Source organism: Psychrobacter sp. M17(2026) (assembly GCF_055699815.1).
In genome coordinates, this window is the sequence record NZ_CM146741.1 from 2,198,347 (window position 1) to 2,213,769 (window position 15,423).

General features: G+C 42.9%; 13 protein-coding genes. 3 read left to right on the plus strand and 10 right to left on the minus strand.

The window, feature by feature from the left end; translation table 11 throughout:
* Positions 1-51 precede the first annotated feature (51 nt).
* The 3 genes from ACR63T_RS09290 to ACR63T_RS09300 are packed head-to-tail and all read right to left on the minus strand — an operon-like array spanning position 52 to position 3,688.
* A complete protein-coding gene (locus ACR63T_RS09290; protein ID WP_472783795.1) occupies positions 52-2,136 on the minus strand; it encodes a TRAP transporter permease in 2,085 nt (694 codons plus the stop codon).
* Positions 2,114-2,647, minus strand: coding sequence for a DUF1850 domain-containing protein (locus ACR63T_RS09295; protein WP_305898564.1), 534 nt, complete (start codon positions 2,645-2,647; stop codon positions 2,114-2,116). The genes ACR63T_RS09290 and ACR63T_RS09295 overlap by 23 nt, the downstream gene beginning before the upstream one ends.
* A 21-nt stretch (positions 2,648-2,668) precedes the next feature.
* Positions 2,669-3,688: a TAXI family TRAP transporter solute-binding subunit gene (locus tag ACR63T_RS09300; protein WP_472783796.1), complete on the minus strand. Its 1,020-nt coding sequence runs from the start codon at positions 3,686-3,688 to the stop codon at positions 2,669-2,671.
* A gap of 210 nt (positions 3,689-3,898) precedes the next feature.
* Between ACR63T_RS09300 and mtnP the strand changes: the two genes are divergently transcribed.
* Positions 3,899-4,804, plus strand: a complete 906-nt coding sequence (gene mtnP / locus ACR63T_RS09305; RefSeq protein WP_472783797.1) for an S-methyl-5'-thioadenosine phosphorylase — start codon at positions 3,899-3,901, stop codon at positions 4,802-4,804.
* A gap of 73 nt (positions 4,805-4,877) precedes the next feature.
* Here mtnP and ACR63T_RS09310 read toward each other — a convergent pair whose 3' ends face one another.
* The 7 genes from ACR63T_RS09310 to ACR63T_RS09340 all read right to left on the minus strand — a co-directional run bounded on the left by ACR63T_RS09310 (position 4,878) and on the right by ACR63T_RS09340 (position 12,877).
* Positions 4,878-5,966, minus strand: a complete 1,089-nt coding sequence (locus ACR63T_RS09310; protein WP_472783798.1) for a methyltransferase domain-containing protein — start codon at positions 5,964-5,966, stop codon at positions 4,878-4,880.
* Positions 5,967-6,023: 57 nt separating this feature from the next.
* Entirely contained in the window at positions 6,024-6,659 is a 636-nt protein-coding gene (locus ACR63T_RS09315; RefSeq protein ID WP_472783799.1) for a TIGR04282 family arsenosugar biosynthesis glycosyltransferase, read from the minus strand.
* 17 nt (positions 6,660-6,676) lie between these two features.
* Positions 6,677-7,399, minus strand: a complete 723-nt coding sequence (locus ACR63T_RS09320) for a TIGR04283 family arsenosugar biosynthesis glycosyltransferase (protein WP_472783800.1) — start codon at positions 7,397-7,399, stop codon at positions 6,677-6,679.
* Positions 7,400-7,432: 33 nt separating this feature from the next.
* A complete protein-coding gene (locus ACR63T_RS09325) occupies positions 7,433-8,278 on the minus strand; it encodes a DUF547 domain-containing protein (RefSeq protein WP_472783801.1) in 846 nt (281 codons plus the stop codon).
* Positions 8,279-8,282: 4 nt separating this feature from the next.
* Positions 8,283-10,469: an FAD-dependent oxidoreductase gene (locus tag ACR63T_RS09330; RefSeq protein ID WP_472783802.1), complete on the minus strand. Its 2,187-nt coding sequence runs from the start codon at positions 10,467-10,469 to the stop codon at positions 8,283-8,285.
* 68 nt (positions 10,470-10,537) lie between these two features.
* Positions 10,538-11,530: an arsenosugar biosynthesis radical SAM (seleno)protein ArsS gene (gene arsS / locus ACR63T_RS09335; protein WP_472783803.1), complete on the minus strand. Its 993-nt coding sequence runs from the start codon at positions 11,528-11,530 to the stop codon at positions 10,538-10,540.
* Positions 11,531-11,689: 159 nt separating this feature from the next.
* Entirely contained in the window at positions 11,690-12,877 is a 1,188-nt protein-coding gene (locus ACR63T_RS09340) for an FAD-dependent oxidoreductase (RefSeq protein WP_472783804.1), read from the minus strand.
* Positions 12,878-13,040: 163 nt separating this feature from the next.
* Between ACR63T_RS09340 and ACR63T_RS09345 the strand changes: the two genes are divergently transcribed.
* Complete coding sequence (locus tag ACR63T_RS09345; protein ID WP_472783805.1) at positions 13,041-14,291, plus strand: amidohydrolase; 1,251 nt, start codon at positions 13,041-13,043, stop codon at positions 14,289-14,291.
* Between the two features lie 120 nt (positions 14,292-14,411).
* Positions 14,412-15,371: an alpha/beta fold hydrolase gene (locus ACR63T_RS09350; RefSeq protein ID WP_305898576.1), complete on the plus strand. Its 960-nt coding sequence runs from the start codon at positions 14,412-14,414 to the stop codon at positions 15,369-15,371.
* Positions 15,372-15,423 lie beyond the last annotated feature (52 nt).

The window sequence follows — 15,423 nt, forward strand, 5'->3', positions numbered from 1 at the left end:
AACCTAAAAAAAGAGGTCTTAATAGACCTCTTTTTTATTCAAAACTATATTTTAAATGCTTACTGTTGGCGTGGGCTCGCCACTGTTTTTAATATTTAGCACAGCAATGGCGATAACGATTGCCCCACCTGCTAATCCAGTCGTTAAGCCAGGGTAAATCAATAACAAGGCACCAACGGCCAAAATACCACGTATCATTGGACTCATCTCACTTTTAAAATAGCCTTCTAACGCTGCACTAAGCGCCAATACACCAGCAATCGATGTCAAAACGACGGTGATAATATCGATAATGGGAGGTAGCGGAAACTCTTTGACTGTGACTGCAAGTCCTGTAGGATCGATCATCAGCATCGCAGGGCTATAGATAAACATAAACGGTATAATAAATCCTGCTAGAGCTAGTTTTAGTGATAAGAATCCCGTCTTCATCGGATCACCACCTGAAATACCAGCACCAGCGAATGCCGCTAGACACACTGGCGGAGTAATATTGGCAAAGATACCAAAATAAAACACAAACATGTGCGCGGATAGAATAGGAATATCAAATCCTGCCAGTGCTGGCGCTGCCATAGTCGCAGTAATAATATAGGCTGGGATAGAAGGCAAGCCCATTCCTAACACCATTGATGCTAGCATAGTCAATATCAAGGTAAGAAATAGCGACCCTGCGCCAAGCGTCACAATCGATGAAGTCATCACTGTACCAAAGCTGGTCAAACTGACCACACCAATGATAATACCAACTACCGCACAAGCGGCCATGACGGCTAATGATTGACGCGCGCCATCTTCTAAAGCACCTAAAATATCAGCCAGCCCCATTCGGGTCTCTTTACGTAGCATGCTTATCACTACTGTAAAGCCAATAGTATAAGCTGCTGCATACCCTACTGGTACGTTTTGGATCAAAAGATAAATCAGAAATACGATAGGCAGTAGCATATGTCCACGCGCTTTTAATACTTCTTTTACTTGCGGTAGGTTTTCTTTAGCGATACCTTTTAGGTCGCGACGCCCTGCCCGAAAATGTACTTGGGCAATCACGCCCAAATAATAGAGTATTGCTGGTAATAACGCGGCTAATGCAATGGTACTATAAGGTAAGCCTGTAGTCTCCGCCATGATAAAAGCGCTAGCACCCATAATAGGCGGCAAAATTTGTCCACCGACTGATGCACTAGCTTCCACAGCACCAGCGAAATCTTTATGATAGCCAACCTTTTTCATTAGCGGAATAGTAAAAGCGCCAGTACTTACGACGTTTGATAAAGCTGAGCCATTAATACTGCCCATAAAGCCACTTGATATGACTGCAACTTTAGCTGGGCCACCCTTTTTATCGCCTGCCAGCGCTAAGGCTAAGTCATTGAATAACTGTCCCATACCAGAACGCGCTAAAAATGCACCAAATAGAATAAATAGAAAAATGAAAGTAACGGACGCACCAATCGCGACAGAATATAAACCTTCGGTTTTTAAAAAGAGCTGACCGAAAATATCGCCAAAATCATAAGGTCTTGTAAGTAGTCGATTCGGCATAAAGGCCATATGACTAATGAATGGATATAACAAAAATATAGACGCCAATATCGGCAAAATCCAACCTGTAATACGTCGGCTGCCTTCGAGTACACAAATCACAGTGATAATAGAGAATATAACATCGGCTTGATTGGCGATACCACCGCGCGAAGTCACGATGTCTTGGTATTCATAAATAAGATAAGTCATACCAGTTAAAGACAGTACAAACCAAATCCAGTCATACCAAGCGACTTTTTTGCGGCTGCTGGTTTTGTTGGCAGGAAAAATCAGAAAGATCAAAGCAAACCCAACACCGACGTGAACGGAGCGTTGTAGTAATGCTGGCATAGGATTGAAAGTTATGTATAAATGAAACAACGAATATAGAATGCAGATAAGCGCGATAAAATACTTTACAGGTCCATGAGTAATATGACGAGTAATAGATTCTCTATCATACTTTTCTAATATAACTTGAGTGACATTAGGATCAACATCATCACTACTATTACTAGCAGTATTGGGAGTGGTAGATACATCAGTTAAGCGCGCGTCTTCATTGAGTACAGAAGACTTGCCATTATTAGCCGTCACTTGAGAGGTCATGACAAAATTTCCTGTTTAGTCTGTCCATTAGATTATAGGCTTTGGGTGTAATCTTCACCTCAGAATAGTCAGGCACCCATTGATGAATCAATAATCGATGGTCTGCATAATTTAGTTCACCCTGAGTTAATCTTGAGACCACCCAGTTCAAATTGGGTAGGCTTTCATTAATCTGATAGCCTATATATCCTGATTTTTGTATTGATGAGAGCGCCTCAGTTGAAGGTGTACCTGCTCCAAATGCTTGGAAATAAGTATTAGTTAGCAGTAGCTCATCACGCTGACGACTATACTGCTCCTCCCACCATTGTTTTTCTACAGAGTGAATCCAGCGTAGCTGAAAGTCAGGTTCGATGAAATAACAAACCACTGCTTCAGCACTATCAGAGTCTCTAAATCTCTCAGATTCTCCAATGCTGATCTCAGTGACCCATTGCTTTGCTGTGAATACCCATATCATGAATAGACCTAGCGCAACAAATACTGCTGCGCCAATTAACCATTTAAGCATTTAGAAGATGATATCCAGTGCTTACTTAGCAGCTTGCTCATCATAATATCTTTGAGCACCAGGATGTATAGGCGCAACCATCCCATCTTGGGCTGTTGCTAAGCTGATATCATTAGCCGCTTGATGCGCAGTTTTTAAACCTTCTAAATTCTCAAATAAGGCTTTGGTTAATTTATAACCATCATCTTCAGAAATATCAGAACGTATTAATAAAGCATTCATGATAGCGGCAGTTGGAATAGCGGTTTCATTACCGTAAGTACCTGCTGGAATCTCAAAGTTTTTGAAATATGGTTTGGTTGCAATAATTTCATTTAATTTGTCTTGATTAATGGTGACTAGCTGCAGATCCAAGCCTTGCTCTAATTCTAGTAGCGACGAATTAGGTAACCCACTACTAAAAAATGCTGCTTCAATTTTACCCGCTTTCATAGCGTCAGCGGCATCAGCGAATCCTAGATAATCCACTGTAACATCATCATAAGTCAAACCAAAGCCTTCTAGTAGCGTGCGAGCATTGACCTCAGTACCAGAGCCTTGGTCACCAACGGCAATACGCTTCCCTCTCAAATCTTCGATATTCTTGATACCAGAGCTTTGGGTTGATACCAGTTGAACCACGTTTGGATACAGTACAGCGATTTGTTGGATATTGTTGATAGGAGTGTCAAAGTTGTTTTCACCATTGACAGCATCAGTAACTACGTCACTTAGCGCCAGTACCATATCGACTTTACCTTGCGTCAATAGATTGACATTTTCTACTGATGCACCCGTCGTCTGCGTTTTAGAATTAACCCCAAATGTTTGGGCATATATCTCTGCCAATGAGGTACCAATAATATTATAGGGACCCGATGCGCCACCCGTCGCTATAGTAACGAATTTAGTTTCAAGCGTATCAGCAGACACTGCAGCATCTACTGCCGTAGCATCCGTTTCTGAACTGGGCGATGAGCAAGCACTAAGCCCTAAAGTAACCCCTAGCATGACTGATAATAGTAATGGGGATTTGAGGTGAGTAAGCGTTGTCTGGAACATTGAATTCATCCTTGAGTAATATTGGCTCTGTATGATAATAAAACAGATTAAAGTGCACACTGCAATACTATAGCAATATTATCAATGAATAAATAGCATTGTAATTTGGATCAACATTGAAAATTAAAACTACGTTATGGCTAAGAAATATGGCGCGCTAGCTGTTATCATTGACAATCAAAATTTTATGCTCTTTAAATGGAAAACCTTATGACTACCCTCGAAAACCAAGACCACAATCAAGACTCAGCGCAGCACTCTGCCGACATCGCCATTATCGGCGGTAGTGGTCTGTATCAAATGCAGGACTTAACCAATAAGCGTAGCATTAGTATAGCGACGCCTTATGGCAAGCCCTCTGATGGCATCGTATTGGGTGAACTTAATGGCGTAACCATCGCTTTTTTGACTCGTCACGGTCATGAGCATAGATTGACCCCATCAACAGTGCCTTATCGTGCTAATATTTATGCGCTAAAAACGTTAGGCGTACGCTATATTCTCTCAGTATCTGCGGTGGGCTCATTGCAAGAGGAGCTTAAGCCGTTAGATATGGTCATTCCTGATCAAATGATTGATATGACCAAACAACGCGCTAGTAGCTTTTTTGGCAAAGGCGCTGTCGCCCACGTATCGATGGCTGATCCTGTGTGCCCTGCTCTCGCCGATATATTGACCCGTGCTTATAGCCAAGCCAATATTAGCGAAGGACAATGTCATGATAAGGCGACTTACGTCTGTATTGAAGGGCCGCAATTCTCAACTCGTGCGGAGTCAAACTGGTATCGTCAAATGAATGCCGATATTATTGGCATGACCAATATGCCAGAAGCCAAACTCGCTCGTGAAGCTAGCATCGCTTATGCCACCTTAGCTTTGGTGACGGACTTTGATAGTTGGCATCCAACCGAAGAAGATGTCAGCGCGGATTATGCCATCCGAAATCTGAAGAAAAATGCTAATAACGCGCAACAAGTGATTAAGCAAGCGGTCGCCTTAATTGCCGATGAGCAGCCAAAATCAATCGCCCATAACGCATTAGCGCAAGCATTAGTTACCCCTATTGACGCGATGAGTAGCGATGTCAAAATGAAGCTTGAAGCATTGTTATCTTAATTTCAAAATGATCTTTGTATAAAAAAAGCCAGCTTATACTTTGCTGGCTTTTTGCTATCGTACTTCATTAGTCTTAACAACAACCGCCTGCATTACTAGATTCGTTAACTATTGGCGTTATGCTTGTTTGCTGATTGGTTTGTTGGCCAGCTCCCTGCTGACCAAACGGTATTGTCTCACCGCAGTTTTTAAAAATACCAAAATGCTGGCTTTTATCACCGATAAATTCAAAATGAGGTGCAAACCGTGATTCTTTTAGCATCTGATAGGTATTAGCGCAAACGGGAAACACACGGCCTGTCTCTATACTATGATGCTTATCCAAGTCAAAGCGTTGTGGTAGCTGCTCAATGGTGCCTTTATAAATCACCGCTTGCCCATAATCCTCACAAGCATCCTCAAGCTCTGCACTTTTAAATAGACGATAGGTCGCAGAGAAAAACTGAATGTTACCCAGTTTAGCCGATAATGTAGGATCAGTAATCTCTAGAGGACGGTCTTCAACCAGCCTTGGATCTAGAAATTGCGCATCGCGTGCTAAACGCTCAAAGTCCTTCCAGTATAATGCCCCACTTAGGCACTCTCCATATAGCACAGGATCCTCTATCAAATGCTGTGGAATACGACGATCTGCGTAGACATCCGAGAAATAAAACTCGCCGCCAGGCTTTAGCAGACGCTGCACGCTCGCCATAACCGCCGCTTTATCAGTCGATAAATTAATCACACAATTAGAGACGATAATATCAAAACTGTTATCTGCTAGGTTTAGCTCATCTAAAGTTTCAAGATAGCCTTTTATAAAGGTGACATTATCATAGCCAAATTTATTGGCATGATACTCTTGATGCTCACGTGCAATGGCTAGTTGCTCATCTGTCATATCGATACCGACAACATGACCTGTGCTACCGACCAATTGCGCTAGCGCATAGACGTCACGCCCTGAGCCACTGCCTAAATCTAAAATACGACAGCCCTCTAATAACGCTGGACACACTAACCCACAGCCATAGTAACGACTGAGTACGTCATCATGAATATTGACCAATAAAGGTTTTAGCCAGCTTGGCATGTTACTGATATCGCAACAAGCCGACGTCTTTAGATCAGCGGTACTTTGTAGTTGCTTGCCATAATAATCTTGTACCACGTCCTGCATAATCGTTTTCCTTTAAATATAATAATGGTAGAAATAAAAACATCTTTAGCTTAGCATTCAATTAACCAACGTATAGTCTGCTAGCCAGCCTGTTGGTAAATACTGCAAGTCATCAGGCTCATCTATATCTGCTAATGGCTCTAACAACGCTAGCGACCAGCCCAAATCATTTATGCGCTGTTTGGTCACGGCTGCAACATCGCTCACGCTCCATGTCATATTTGAAAACAGGTGCGCATTAGCTTGCTGTAATCCAAGTAATACATAACCCCCATCGAAAGCTGGAATCATAGATATATCATATTGCTCTAATTGCTGGGCAGCACTTTGCATTCTTTGGGCAGTTAGATCAGGGCAGTCGCTACCCGTTAATAGGACTTTATCGAAATTGGTTAATGCATTCTGACTGGCGATTAGCATACGCAGACCCAGATCACCTTCTGCTTGCGCTGACCATCGTAAAGGCTTTGGCAAATCCAGCGCTTGCCAGCACGGATCCGTCGGCGCTGGGCTGACGCACATCTCAACGCTAAAACCTGTGGCTAGCGCTTGCTCAACACTGTGCAACAATAGTTGCCGTGCTATTTTTGCCGCACCATCGATACCAAGCGCAGGTTGCAAACGGGTCTTTGCCATTCCTTGAGATGGATATTTGGCAAAGATAATAATGCAAGTTTGTGATTTTTTATTCATGATAGGTTCAGGTTCTTTTATTTATAATACCGCTGCTTAATACTCTCAGCCGACTCTCCGCGCCAGTAATCAAAGCGTAGCTGCCACATTAGCAGTATTGTCTGCCATGTGCCATATTGCTGCCAACGCCGTGCCGAAGTAATGACTTTGCTTGTTAGACAAGCAGGCTTAGCGATACCTTTTAAGCTTTTGCATAGCTCAATGTCTTCCATCAACGACTGTTTAGGGAAACCACCTAATTGTTCAAACAGCGCTTTGCTTATAAAAATAGCTTGATCGCCTGTAGCGATACTTGTCAGTCTTGAGCGACCATTCATCATAGCACCCACTAACCAGAGCATCGGGTTGCGACTGTCTAGCCGCACATTAAAACGCCCCCACTCATAATTATTATCAGCTCTTTTCATTGCTAATGAAATATCATTGATAGCAGTCATAGGCAATTGAGTATCCGCATGCAGGAACAACAATATATCGCCAGTCGCTTGCGCGGCGCCTGCATTCATTTGTACTGCACGTCCAGAGGGTGACTCAATAATTTGCCATTTTATATTCGATTTCTCACTGCTAAGAAAATCATTTATCAACACTTTAGCGACTGTAATTGAGCGATCAGTTGAGCCACCATCGACCATTATTATTTGCTGTGGCGCTGGCTTTAAGCTAATAATGTTCTCAAACAAAAGAGGCAGATTGTCTGCCTCGTTGAGTATGGGAGTGATGATAGAAACGGTGTTCATATTTAGCGACATTGCCTCTATTTTTTATTACCATTATTTTTTATTTAAGTTCCAATCATAATTAGTATAGCTAATTTTGGTTTTGCCATCTTTTAGATCAGCCGTTTGGGACTTATTAAGACCTAGTGATGAGCTATAACGACCTAAAAAACCTTCTAAGTCTTTAGTACCGCGCCAATTGGTTTCAAAGTCCTCTTTATACCATTTGAATATTGGCGATACCTCAAGAGTACTGCCTTTGAGGCGGTTACGACTGCTATCAGCTAGGAACTTACTAGTGACTTGCTCTAGCTGCTTATCGAGCTTACTAGCTGTAAAGGCATCATCTAACAACGCTGGGCAACCGATGCTAGCGCAGTTGACGGCAAAGTGAATACGAGGTTCGTTATAGCGCTTAGAGCCACGAATGAGATTATGCTCGATATCATCAAGCGAGCGCGTTTTACCTAATAATGAAATGAAGTTCTGTTTCCAAGGTGAGCCAAATACCCCGCCGATATCCTTGATCGATTTGATACCTGGGTATTTAGTTAAGACCAGCTCAACGGTACCTGCGTTATAGACATTGATCAAAAATGCCAGTTGCTCATCCTTGCTCCATTTATTGAACTCAGACTGGCTGACTTTACTAGTGGCGGCCATATAGCTATCGAGCTTGGCTTGATCCGCTTTCATGCCAGCGTAATTGACTACAGAGGCCTTACCACCGTTAGTCATCGTGACGTTTTTATTAAGTAAACTATCCCAGCTGCTGTGGTTAAAGTCGGCAAAGGCAGCCGTACTGGATAACAAGATAGCGGCTGCAATAACAGGCTGTACTACTAAGCCTTTAATTGAGCGCTTAGCAAAACGTTGGGTTGATCTATTCGATATTGACATAATCTTAACTCCGTTTAAATTTATGGAATTTTTCTACCCAAGTTAAAAGCTTTTCGGGTGCATGATTGCGTTTCCACTCTCCTGCCACGTATTTATTAGCTTCACTCATAGTAGGATAGGTATGAATAGTGCCAAGGACTTTGTTGAGTCCAAGGTTATGCTTCATAGCGAGGACGTATTCGGCAAGTAACTCGCCAGCGTGATTACCGACGATAGTCACGCCTAATATTTTATCTTTATTGGGTACCGTTAATACTTTGACCCAACCTGTCGCTTGGCTTTCAGTAATCGCACGATCCAGATCGCTGATATCGTAGCGCGTGACTTCATATTTGATATTTTTCTTATTGGCATCGATCTCATTCAGGCCAACGCGCGCGACTTCGGGATCAATAAAAGTGACCCAAGGAATTACCCGATAGTCCGCTTTGAACTTTTTAAACGTGCCAAACAGCGCATTAACTGCCGCGTACCAAGCTTGATGCGCGGCGACATGAGTAAACTGATAAGGGCCTGCCACATCGCCTGCCGCTAAAATATTAGGAAATTTGGTCTCAAGGTAATCATTGGTGACGATGGTCTTTTCGGCATCGATGCCCAGATTATCCAGTCCATAGCCGGTCAGCCGCGACTGCCGACCCACTGCTATAATTATCTCATCAAACTCGATAGCAGACTCAATACCGTTGTGTTTAAGCGTTAAACGGTTACTGCTCTGTCCGTCAGCCTCAACACCAGTACTGACACGTTCGCAACGCACCGCATCATGTTCAAGTAGTACTCGTACCCCATCAGCTTCTAGACATGCCTTGGCGTACTCTGCTACCTCTAAGTCTTCTTTATTGAGCAGTTGCTCGCCACGCTGTACTTGAGTAACCTCTGAACCTAAGCGTGCAAACGCTTGCGACAACTCACAGCCGATAGGGCCACCACCGACAATCACTAAGCGCTTAGGTGGACTTGACTGATGGCTAAGCTTTTCCCATAAGTTATCACTGGTTAAATAGTCAATGTTTTCTAAGCCTTCAATAGGCGGAATAAACGGCTTACTACCTGCCGCAATAACGATACTACGAGTGCTTAGACGTTGAGTGCTGTTTGTGTCATTAGCATCATTACTAGCGATTTCTATCGTCCACGGATCGATAATCGTCGCATAACCTTTGATGACATCGACGCCAAGATCGGTATAGCGCTCCACACTATCATGCGGCTCGATAGTCTCGATAATTTTATGAATACGTGCCATAACTGATTTAAAATCATATTCAGCTTCTACATTTTGCAGACCGTACTTTTCACCATGGCGCATGCTATTGGCCACTTTGGCACTTTTGATTAGTGATTTACTGGGTACACAGCCATAATTCAGACAATCACCGCCCATTTTATGCGCTTCAACTAGTGTGACTTTGGCCTTAACCGTAGCCGCGATATAAGAGGAGACTAAACCTGCTGCACCTGCGCCTATCACGACCATATTGCGATCAAAAGATTTGGGCTTAATCCAGCCTTTATAGACTTGACGCGCTTTATACCAGTTGAGTGCTTTTTTGGCGATTAACGGGAAAACAGCTAGTAGCGCAAATGAGGCAAGCAATGTCGGTGAAATAATATCGCCAAGACTCTCAATCTGCGCCAGCTGCACGCCCGCATTGACGTAGACGAAAGTACCTGCCAGCATGCCGATCTGACTCACCCAGTAGTAAGTCCAAGTCTTAATGGTAGTCAAACCCATCAAGATATTGACAATAAAGAATGGAAATAGTGGCAGCAAGCGTAAGGTAAATAAATAGAAACCGCCGTCTTTTTCAATACCCGCATTGATGCTATCTAGCTTACTGGCAAACTTGCTTTGGAAGCTTTCTCGCAACAGGTACCGCGCTGCAAGAAAGGCAAATAACGCGCCAACACTAGAGGCAAATGAGGCTAGCAGCAGACCCCACCATAGCCCAAACAAAGCGCCTGCGAGCAAAGTCATTAATGCGGCACCAGGTAATGAAAACGCAGCAATAAGTACATATGCTAAGAAAAATAGTCCACCTACCAATAGTGGAGATTCATTGCGCCACTCGTAGAACTGCCCTAGACGTGCTTGAATACCTTCTAAGGTTAATAAATCGTTAAAGCCAAATAAGAAAAATCCAGCAACGACCAAAACGACCACTAGGACAATGAGTACCTTTTTCATGCGTTGTCCTTTATAAAAAACATAATTAAAATTTTGTGAACTCATTTAAATAGATTAAATGCTATTTTTTAAACTTGCGCTTGTGCCTCAACTTCATCGAGAGCGCCGCCACAGCTACTACCTTGCCCTGCGGTGCAGCCGTAACAGTGGTCACCAATAGCAATCTCATCACCACGCGGATTTTGAGTTAATAAATCGCTTAACTGTCGGCGTGATTTATTCGGTACGGCAATCTCTAACTGCTGATTAAAGTCGCAATCGAATAGCTCCCCGAGCCAATTAACGCTAATAGTCTCGCGGCACATCACGTCTTTTAGATTGGCAGCGACATAATTGTCCTTTAGCAAATCCATATAAGGATGAAACTCATTCTTGGCGAGCAATACCGCGCCAAAGCGTTGAATCGGCATATTGGTTAGCGCAAACAATTGATTAAACTCAATATCGAAGTGCTCTTTTAGCTCACTTTTATAATCGGCCTCTAGCTGTTGCTGATCAGGCGGTAAACTTGCGCCTTGCGGGTTATAAACTAGATTTAAGGTCAAACCGGAGCCTTCTCTGCCATAACCCTTTCCATAACCTAGGGCATTGAGCTTATGCAATCCTAAAATACTGTCATCAAACGCGCCTTTACCGCGCTGTTTATCGACGTTCTCTAGCGAATAGCAAGGCAATGAGGCGACTACTTCGACTTGATTGTCTGCCAAAAACTGCGCCATATCTTCATAACCTTCTTCCATAAGGATAGTAAGATTACAGCGGTCAATGACGGTGACACCCATATCGCGTGCAGATTTGACTAAATATTTAAAATCCTCATGCATCTCAGGCGCACCGCCCGTTAGATCTAACGTATCAATACCTTGCGCCTGCAGAACTTGTGGTATTAGCTCAACCAGCTCGCGTGACATCATCTCAGTACGGTACGGGCTAGCAGCCACATGACAATGAACACAGGACATATTACATAAATAGCCCATATTGACTTGCAGCGTCGTCAGCTCACGACGTTTGATAGCAGGAAAGTCGGTGAATTCAAGCAGCTCAATAGTAGATTTCATAATAATTTAGAATCCTTTCATTCGTTCATTTACTTTTTTATTTGGCTTGCTTATGGCTTATAAAATCTTGCTCTATATAGTTTATCTAATCAATAATACAGTATTGATTATAAATATTTATGATTAAAAACGTTACTTTTTCTATCTAGATGAATATATTTACCGATTAGCTGACTTAACAAAACGCTTATCAATGTGTCGTTTAAGAGTCCAAACCCAGCGCCCCTGAGTGCTGTATTTCCCCCAACTACCAATCGCATATTTATCACCGCAAGATAATAAATAAAGCGTACGATTTTTGGGTTTATATCTCTTTAAGGGCTTATCTGCCAAATACGCTAATAAGTTATCAGCCTCGACAGCACCACCGAATACCGCATGTACTCCTGAGTGTGCCATATCTTGATCGACACGAGTGGCTACATCACCAACGGCAAATACATTAGAATGAGAGACGCTTTGCTGCATCTCATTTACTGCAATAAAACCATCATCTACCGTTTGCAGATCGGTATAATCCGTCCAAGCCGAACCTGTCACACCAGTAGCTGCTATCACCGCATTCATAGACAAGGCATCGGTATTCGTATATAGCTGACCCTCGCTATAGCCTTTTGCTTTAGAATAAATGATTTTGACGTTGTGGCGCTCAAGCTGACCGATAAATTTTTGTCGAAAACGCTCATTAAAGCTCGGTAATAAATGATCACCACAAACTAAATAGGCTTGATGATTGTTATTGTTATTGCCATTGATTTGTTGCAACCTATATTGCGCCGCTAATACCAGCTCCACTGCTGCCGCGCCTGCCCCAACGATTGCCAAATGATACTGATCGGAACCCTTAGCGTCTACAATAATCTGCTGCCAACGCTCAACGAATGGATAGATTGGACGAATAGGGATAACTTTTTTAGAGATATCAGCTTGCTCTTGATCATTATTCAGCCAGCGTATATCCGTATCGGCACCGGTATTTAGGGATAACAAGTCATAATCAAAGGTATTGTTTTTAGTCGTGCTCAATAAAGAGGAATCAGCCTCTACTTTAGCTAATTTTTGCTGAATAAAGCGCACGCCAGCCCTTTTGCATAGTGACTTAGCATCAATACTGATATCGGCAAGACTATAATGACCCGCCATCCACCCAGGCAACATGCCTGAATAAATCGTTTGTGGCTGCTCAGTGACTAAGGTTATCTGTAAATTGTTCAAGCTATTTAAGCGATTCTTGGCATCAATAAGCTGACGTAGCAAACCGATATGAGCGTGACCTGCTCCTACTAGTAATAGTTTTCGTGGTAGCGACTTTTGTGATGGTGGCTTCGGTGATGGTGAGTTTTTCATAAATAATGCTTTTATTCGTTTAAAAGAGTGGTTCAATTCTGTTGAAAAATATAATCGGTTAAGATTAAACCATAAGTTAATATAATTTTGGGTCAGTCTATTGTACGATGCTAGGGCGTGTTTGATAATTTGGTTACTTGACAACCGTCTCAAGGATGAATCTGTGAGCTTTTTAGCAAATCAATCAGTAGCAAAAAACTTATTTAAACCCACCTTTTTGAGCGTGGCACTGCTCGCTATAGTCGGGTGCAGCCAGATCGCTGATACGACAGCAGAGACTCCCAAAATTACGGCATTAAGCGAACCTACAGAGGATTCAGACTCATCAGCCGTCGTTTATTACAATGGCGATATCATTACTATGGAAGGTGATAAGCCGCAAATGGTTGAAGCGGTAGTGACTAAAGGTGGCAAAATTGCTTACGTTGGTAGCCTAGATGAGGCGCAATCGAAATACGCTAATGCCGCGCAAGTCGATCTCAAAGATCAAACCTTATTGCCAGGCTTTATCGATCCGCACAGCCATTTTGGCATGGTGTCCAATACGGTAGGACAAGCTGACCTCAATCCGCCACCTGTCTGCAAAATCGATAGCATCGACAAGATTCTCGCGGCATTAAAGGCTTATAAAAAAGATAACAATATCGCAGATGGCGAATGGATATTTGGTTGGGGTTACGATGAGACGCAATTAGCGGAAGATCGTCATCCGACCAAGAATGAGATCGATAGCGTACTGCCTGACAATCCTGTCTATCTGCAACATACCAGCGGTCATATGGGCGTGGCAAACTCCAAAGGCTTAGCCGAAATGGACATCACAGCCGAGAGTAAAGCACCAGAAGGTGGCAATATTGCTCGAGTCAAAGGCTCAAATGAACCTAATGGTCTCGTGCAAGAAACTGCGATGTATCCCTTCGTGCGCAATTTGCTAGAAGTGCTAGCGCCCAAACAAGCCGAGTTTTTTGATCGAACGCAAGACTACTACGCTGAGAATGGGGTTACCACTGCGCAAGATGGCTCGACCACCCGTGATGCCATTAAGTTCTTTCAATCACAAGCAGATGCAGGCAAGCTCAAAATTGACTTAGTATCCCTAGCTGGCGTTAGCGACTTAGATGAGAATTTAGCCGATAATGACTTTGTCTGGAAAACCTATCAAAACGGCTTCAAAGTACAAGGGACTAAGATTATCGCTGACGGCTCACCGCAAGGTAAGACCGCCTACTTTAGTCAGCCGTATCTAGCACCAGTGCCTGATTGTGATAGTGACTGCAAAGGGTCTTTAACCGTAGGTAAACTCGCTGACTTGGTTATTTTGGACGCCAATCCATTAACGATTGAGCCAAGTAAGCTAAAAGACGTCAAAGTGATGCAGACCATTAAAGAAGGTAAAACGATTTATCAGCGCTAATACGATAGAATAGATAAAAACAGCTATAATCGTTTGAAAGATGGTTTATAGTCCTATCTATAGAGACGTAACTATAACTCTTTTTAAATTTTATTGATTGCAAGATTTTAGGAATCTTTTATGAGTACAACCGAGCAAATCACCTCCTCAGATAACAGTCATTATCTGCATCATACCTTTTTTGAGCCCGCTGCTAAGCCCGCGGATACTACAAAAGATAGCAAAGTAAAAGCAACACTGCTTATCGTGCATGGTATGGCAGAGCATAGTGGTCGCTATACTGAATTTGCCCAGTTTTTAGCAGACAATGGTATCGCTGTTGTTACCTATGACCAGCTAGGTCACGGGCAGACCGTCAAGTCAGAAGATGAGCTGGGGTTTTTCGGTCATGAGCATCCGATGCAGTCGTTATTAAAAGACGCTATCATCATGGCGGATAGCATCAAGTCGCGTCACCCTGATGTGCCACATTTTATTATGGGTCATTCAATGGGTTCGTTTATCGTGCGTACGGTGCTCAAGCACCATTCCCATGACTTTTCAGGGGCGATCCTTATGGGCACAGCGGATACTAACCCTCTCATCAAGCTCATATTACCTGTCAATAAAATACTGGCAAAGGCCGCTCCCAAAAAGCCTAATACGCTATTTGCTGAGACGATGAATAAGCTACTCAATAGTAAACTACTAGATCGCAGCTCATCATCATCTTTCGCTTGGTTAAGCAAAAACGAAGCTAATATCGCCGCGTACGAGGCCGATCCCCTTACGGGTTTTGAATTTACTAATAATGGCTTTTTGACTTTATTTTCATTGATGCAATCAGGGCTGAATAAAGGTTGGGCAACTACCTTTAACCAAGACTTTCCACTGCTATTTGTCAGCGGTAAAAACGATCCTATCGGTAATATGGCTCGCGGTATACGTGCTGTGGTTAAGCGCTTACAAAATCAAGGCTTTAGCAAAGTGAGCAGTCAGCTGTATCCTAATATGCGTCATGAGCCCTTACATGAGCAAGAAAAAACTATCGTTTATCAAGATATTTTAAACTGGTTAGACGAAGTAAGTCACTCAGAGTAAGCCCTTATTCTATGACGCAATTTGCTAAAGACGGCTAAATTAGCGACAATAA

Coding starts and splice junctions, on each gene's coding strand:
- ACR63T_RS09330 (WP_472783802.1), bottom strand. CDS start 10,469: ATGAAAAAGGTACTCATTGTCCTAGTGGTCGTTTTGGTCGTTGCTGGA.
- ACR63T_RS09350 (WP_305898576.1), top strand. CDS start 14,412: ATGAGTACAACCGAGCAAATCACCTCCTCAGATAACAGTCATTATCTG.
- mtnP (WP_472783797.1), top strand. CDS start 3,899: ATGACTACCCTCGAAAACCAAGACCACAATCAAGACTCAGCGCAGCAC.
- ACR63T_RS09320 (WP_472783800.1), bottom strand. CDS start 7,399: ATGAACACCGTTTCTATCATCACTCCCATACTCAACGAGGCAGACAAT.
- arsS (WP_472783803.1), bottom strand. CDS start 11,530: ATGAAATCTACTATTGAGCTGCTTGAATTCACCGACTTTCCTGCTATC.
- ACR63T_RS09290 (WP_472783795.1), bottom strand. CDS start 2,136: ATGACCTCTCAAGTGACGGCTAATAATGGCAAGTCTTCTGTACTCAAT.
- ACR63T_RS09315 (WP_472783799.1), bottom strand. CDS start 6,659: ATGAATAAAAAATCACAAACTTGCATTATTATCTTTGCCAAATATCCA.
- ACR63T_RS09310 (WP_472783798.1), bottom strand. CDS start 5,966: ATGCAGGACGTGGTACAAGATTATTATGGCAAGCAACTACAAAGTACC.
- ACR63T_RS09300 (WP_472783796.1), bottom strand. CDS start 3,688: ATGTTCCAGACAACGCTTACTCACCTCAAATCCCCATTACTATTATCA.
- ACR63T_RS09340 (WP_472783804.1), bottom strand. CDS start 12,877: ATGAAAAACTCACCATCACCGAAGCCACCATCACAAAAGTCGCTACCA.
- ACR63T_RS09295 (WP_305898564.1), bottom strand. CDS start 2,647: ATGCTTAAATGGTTAATTGGCGCAGCAGTATTTGTTGCGCTAGGTCTA.
- ACR63T_RS09325 (WP_472783801.1), bottom strand. CDS start 8,278: ATGTCAATATCGAATAGATCAACCCAACGTTTTGCTAAGCGCTCAATT.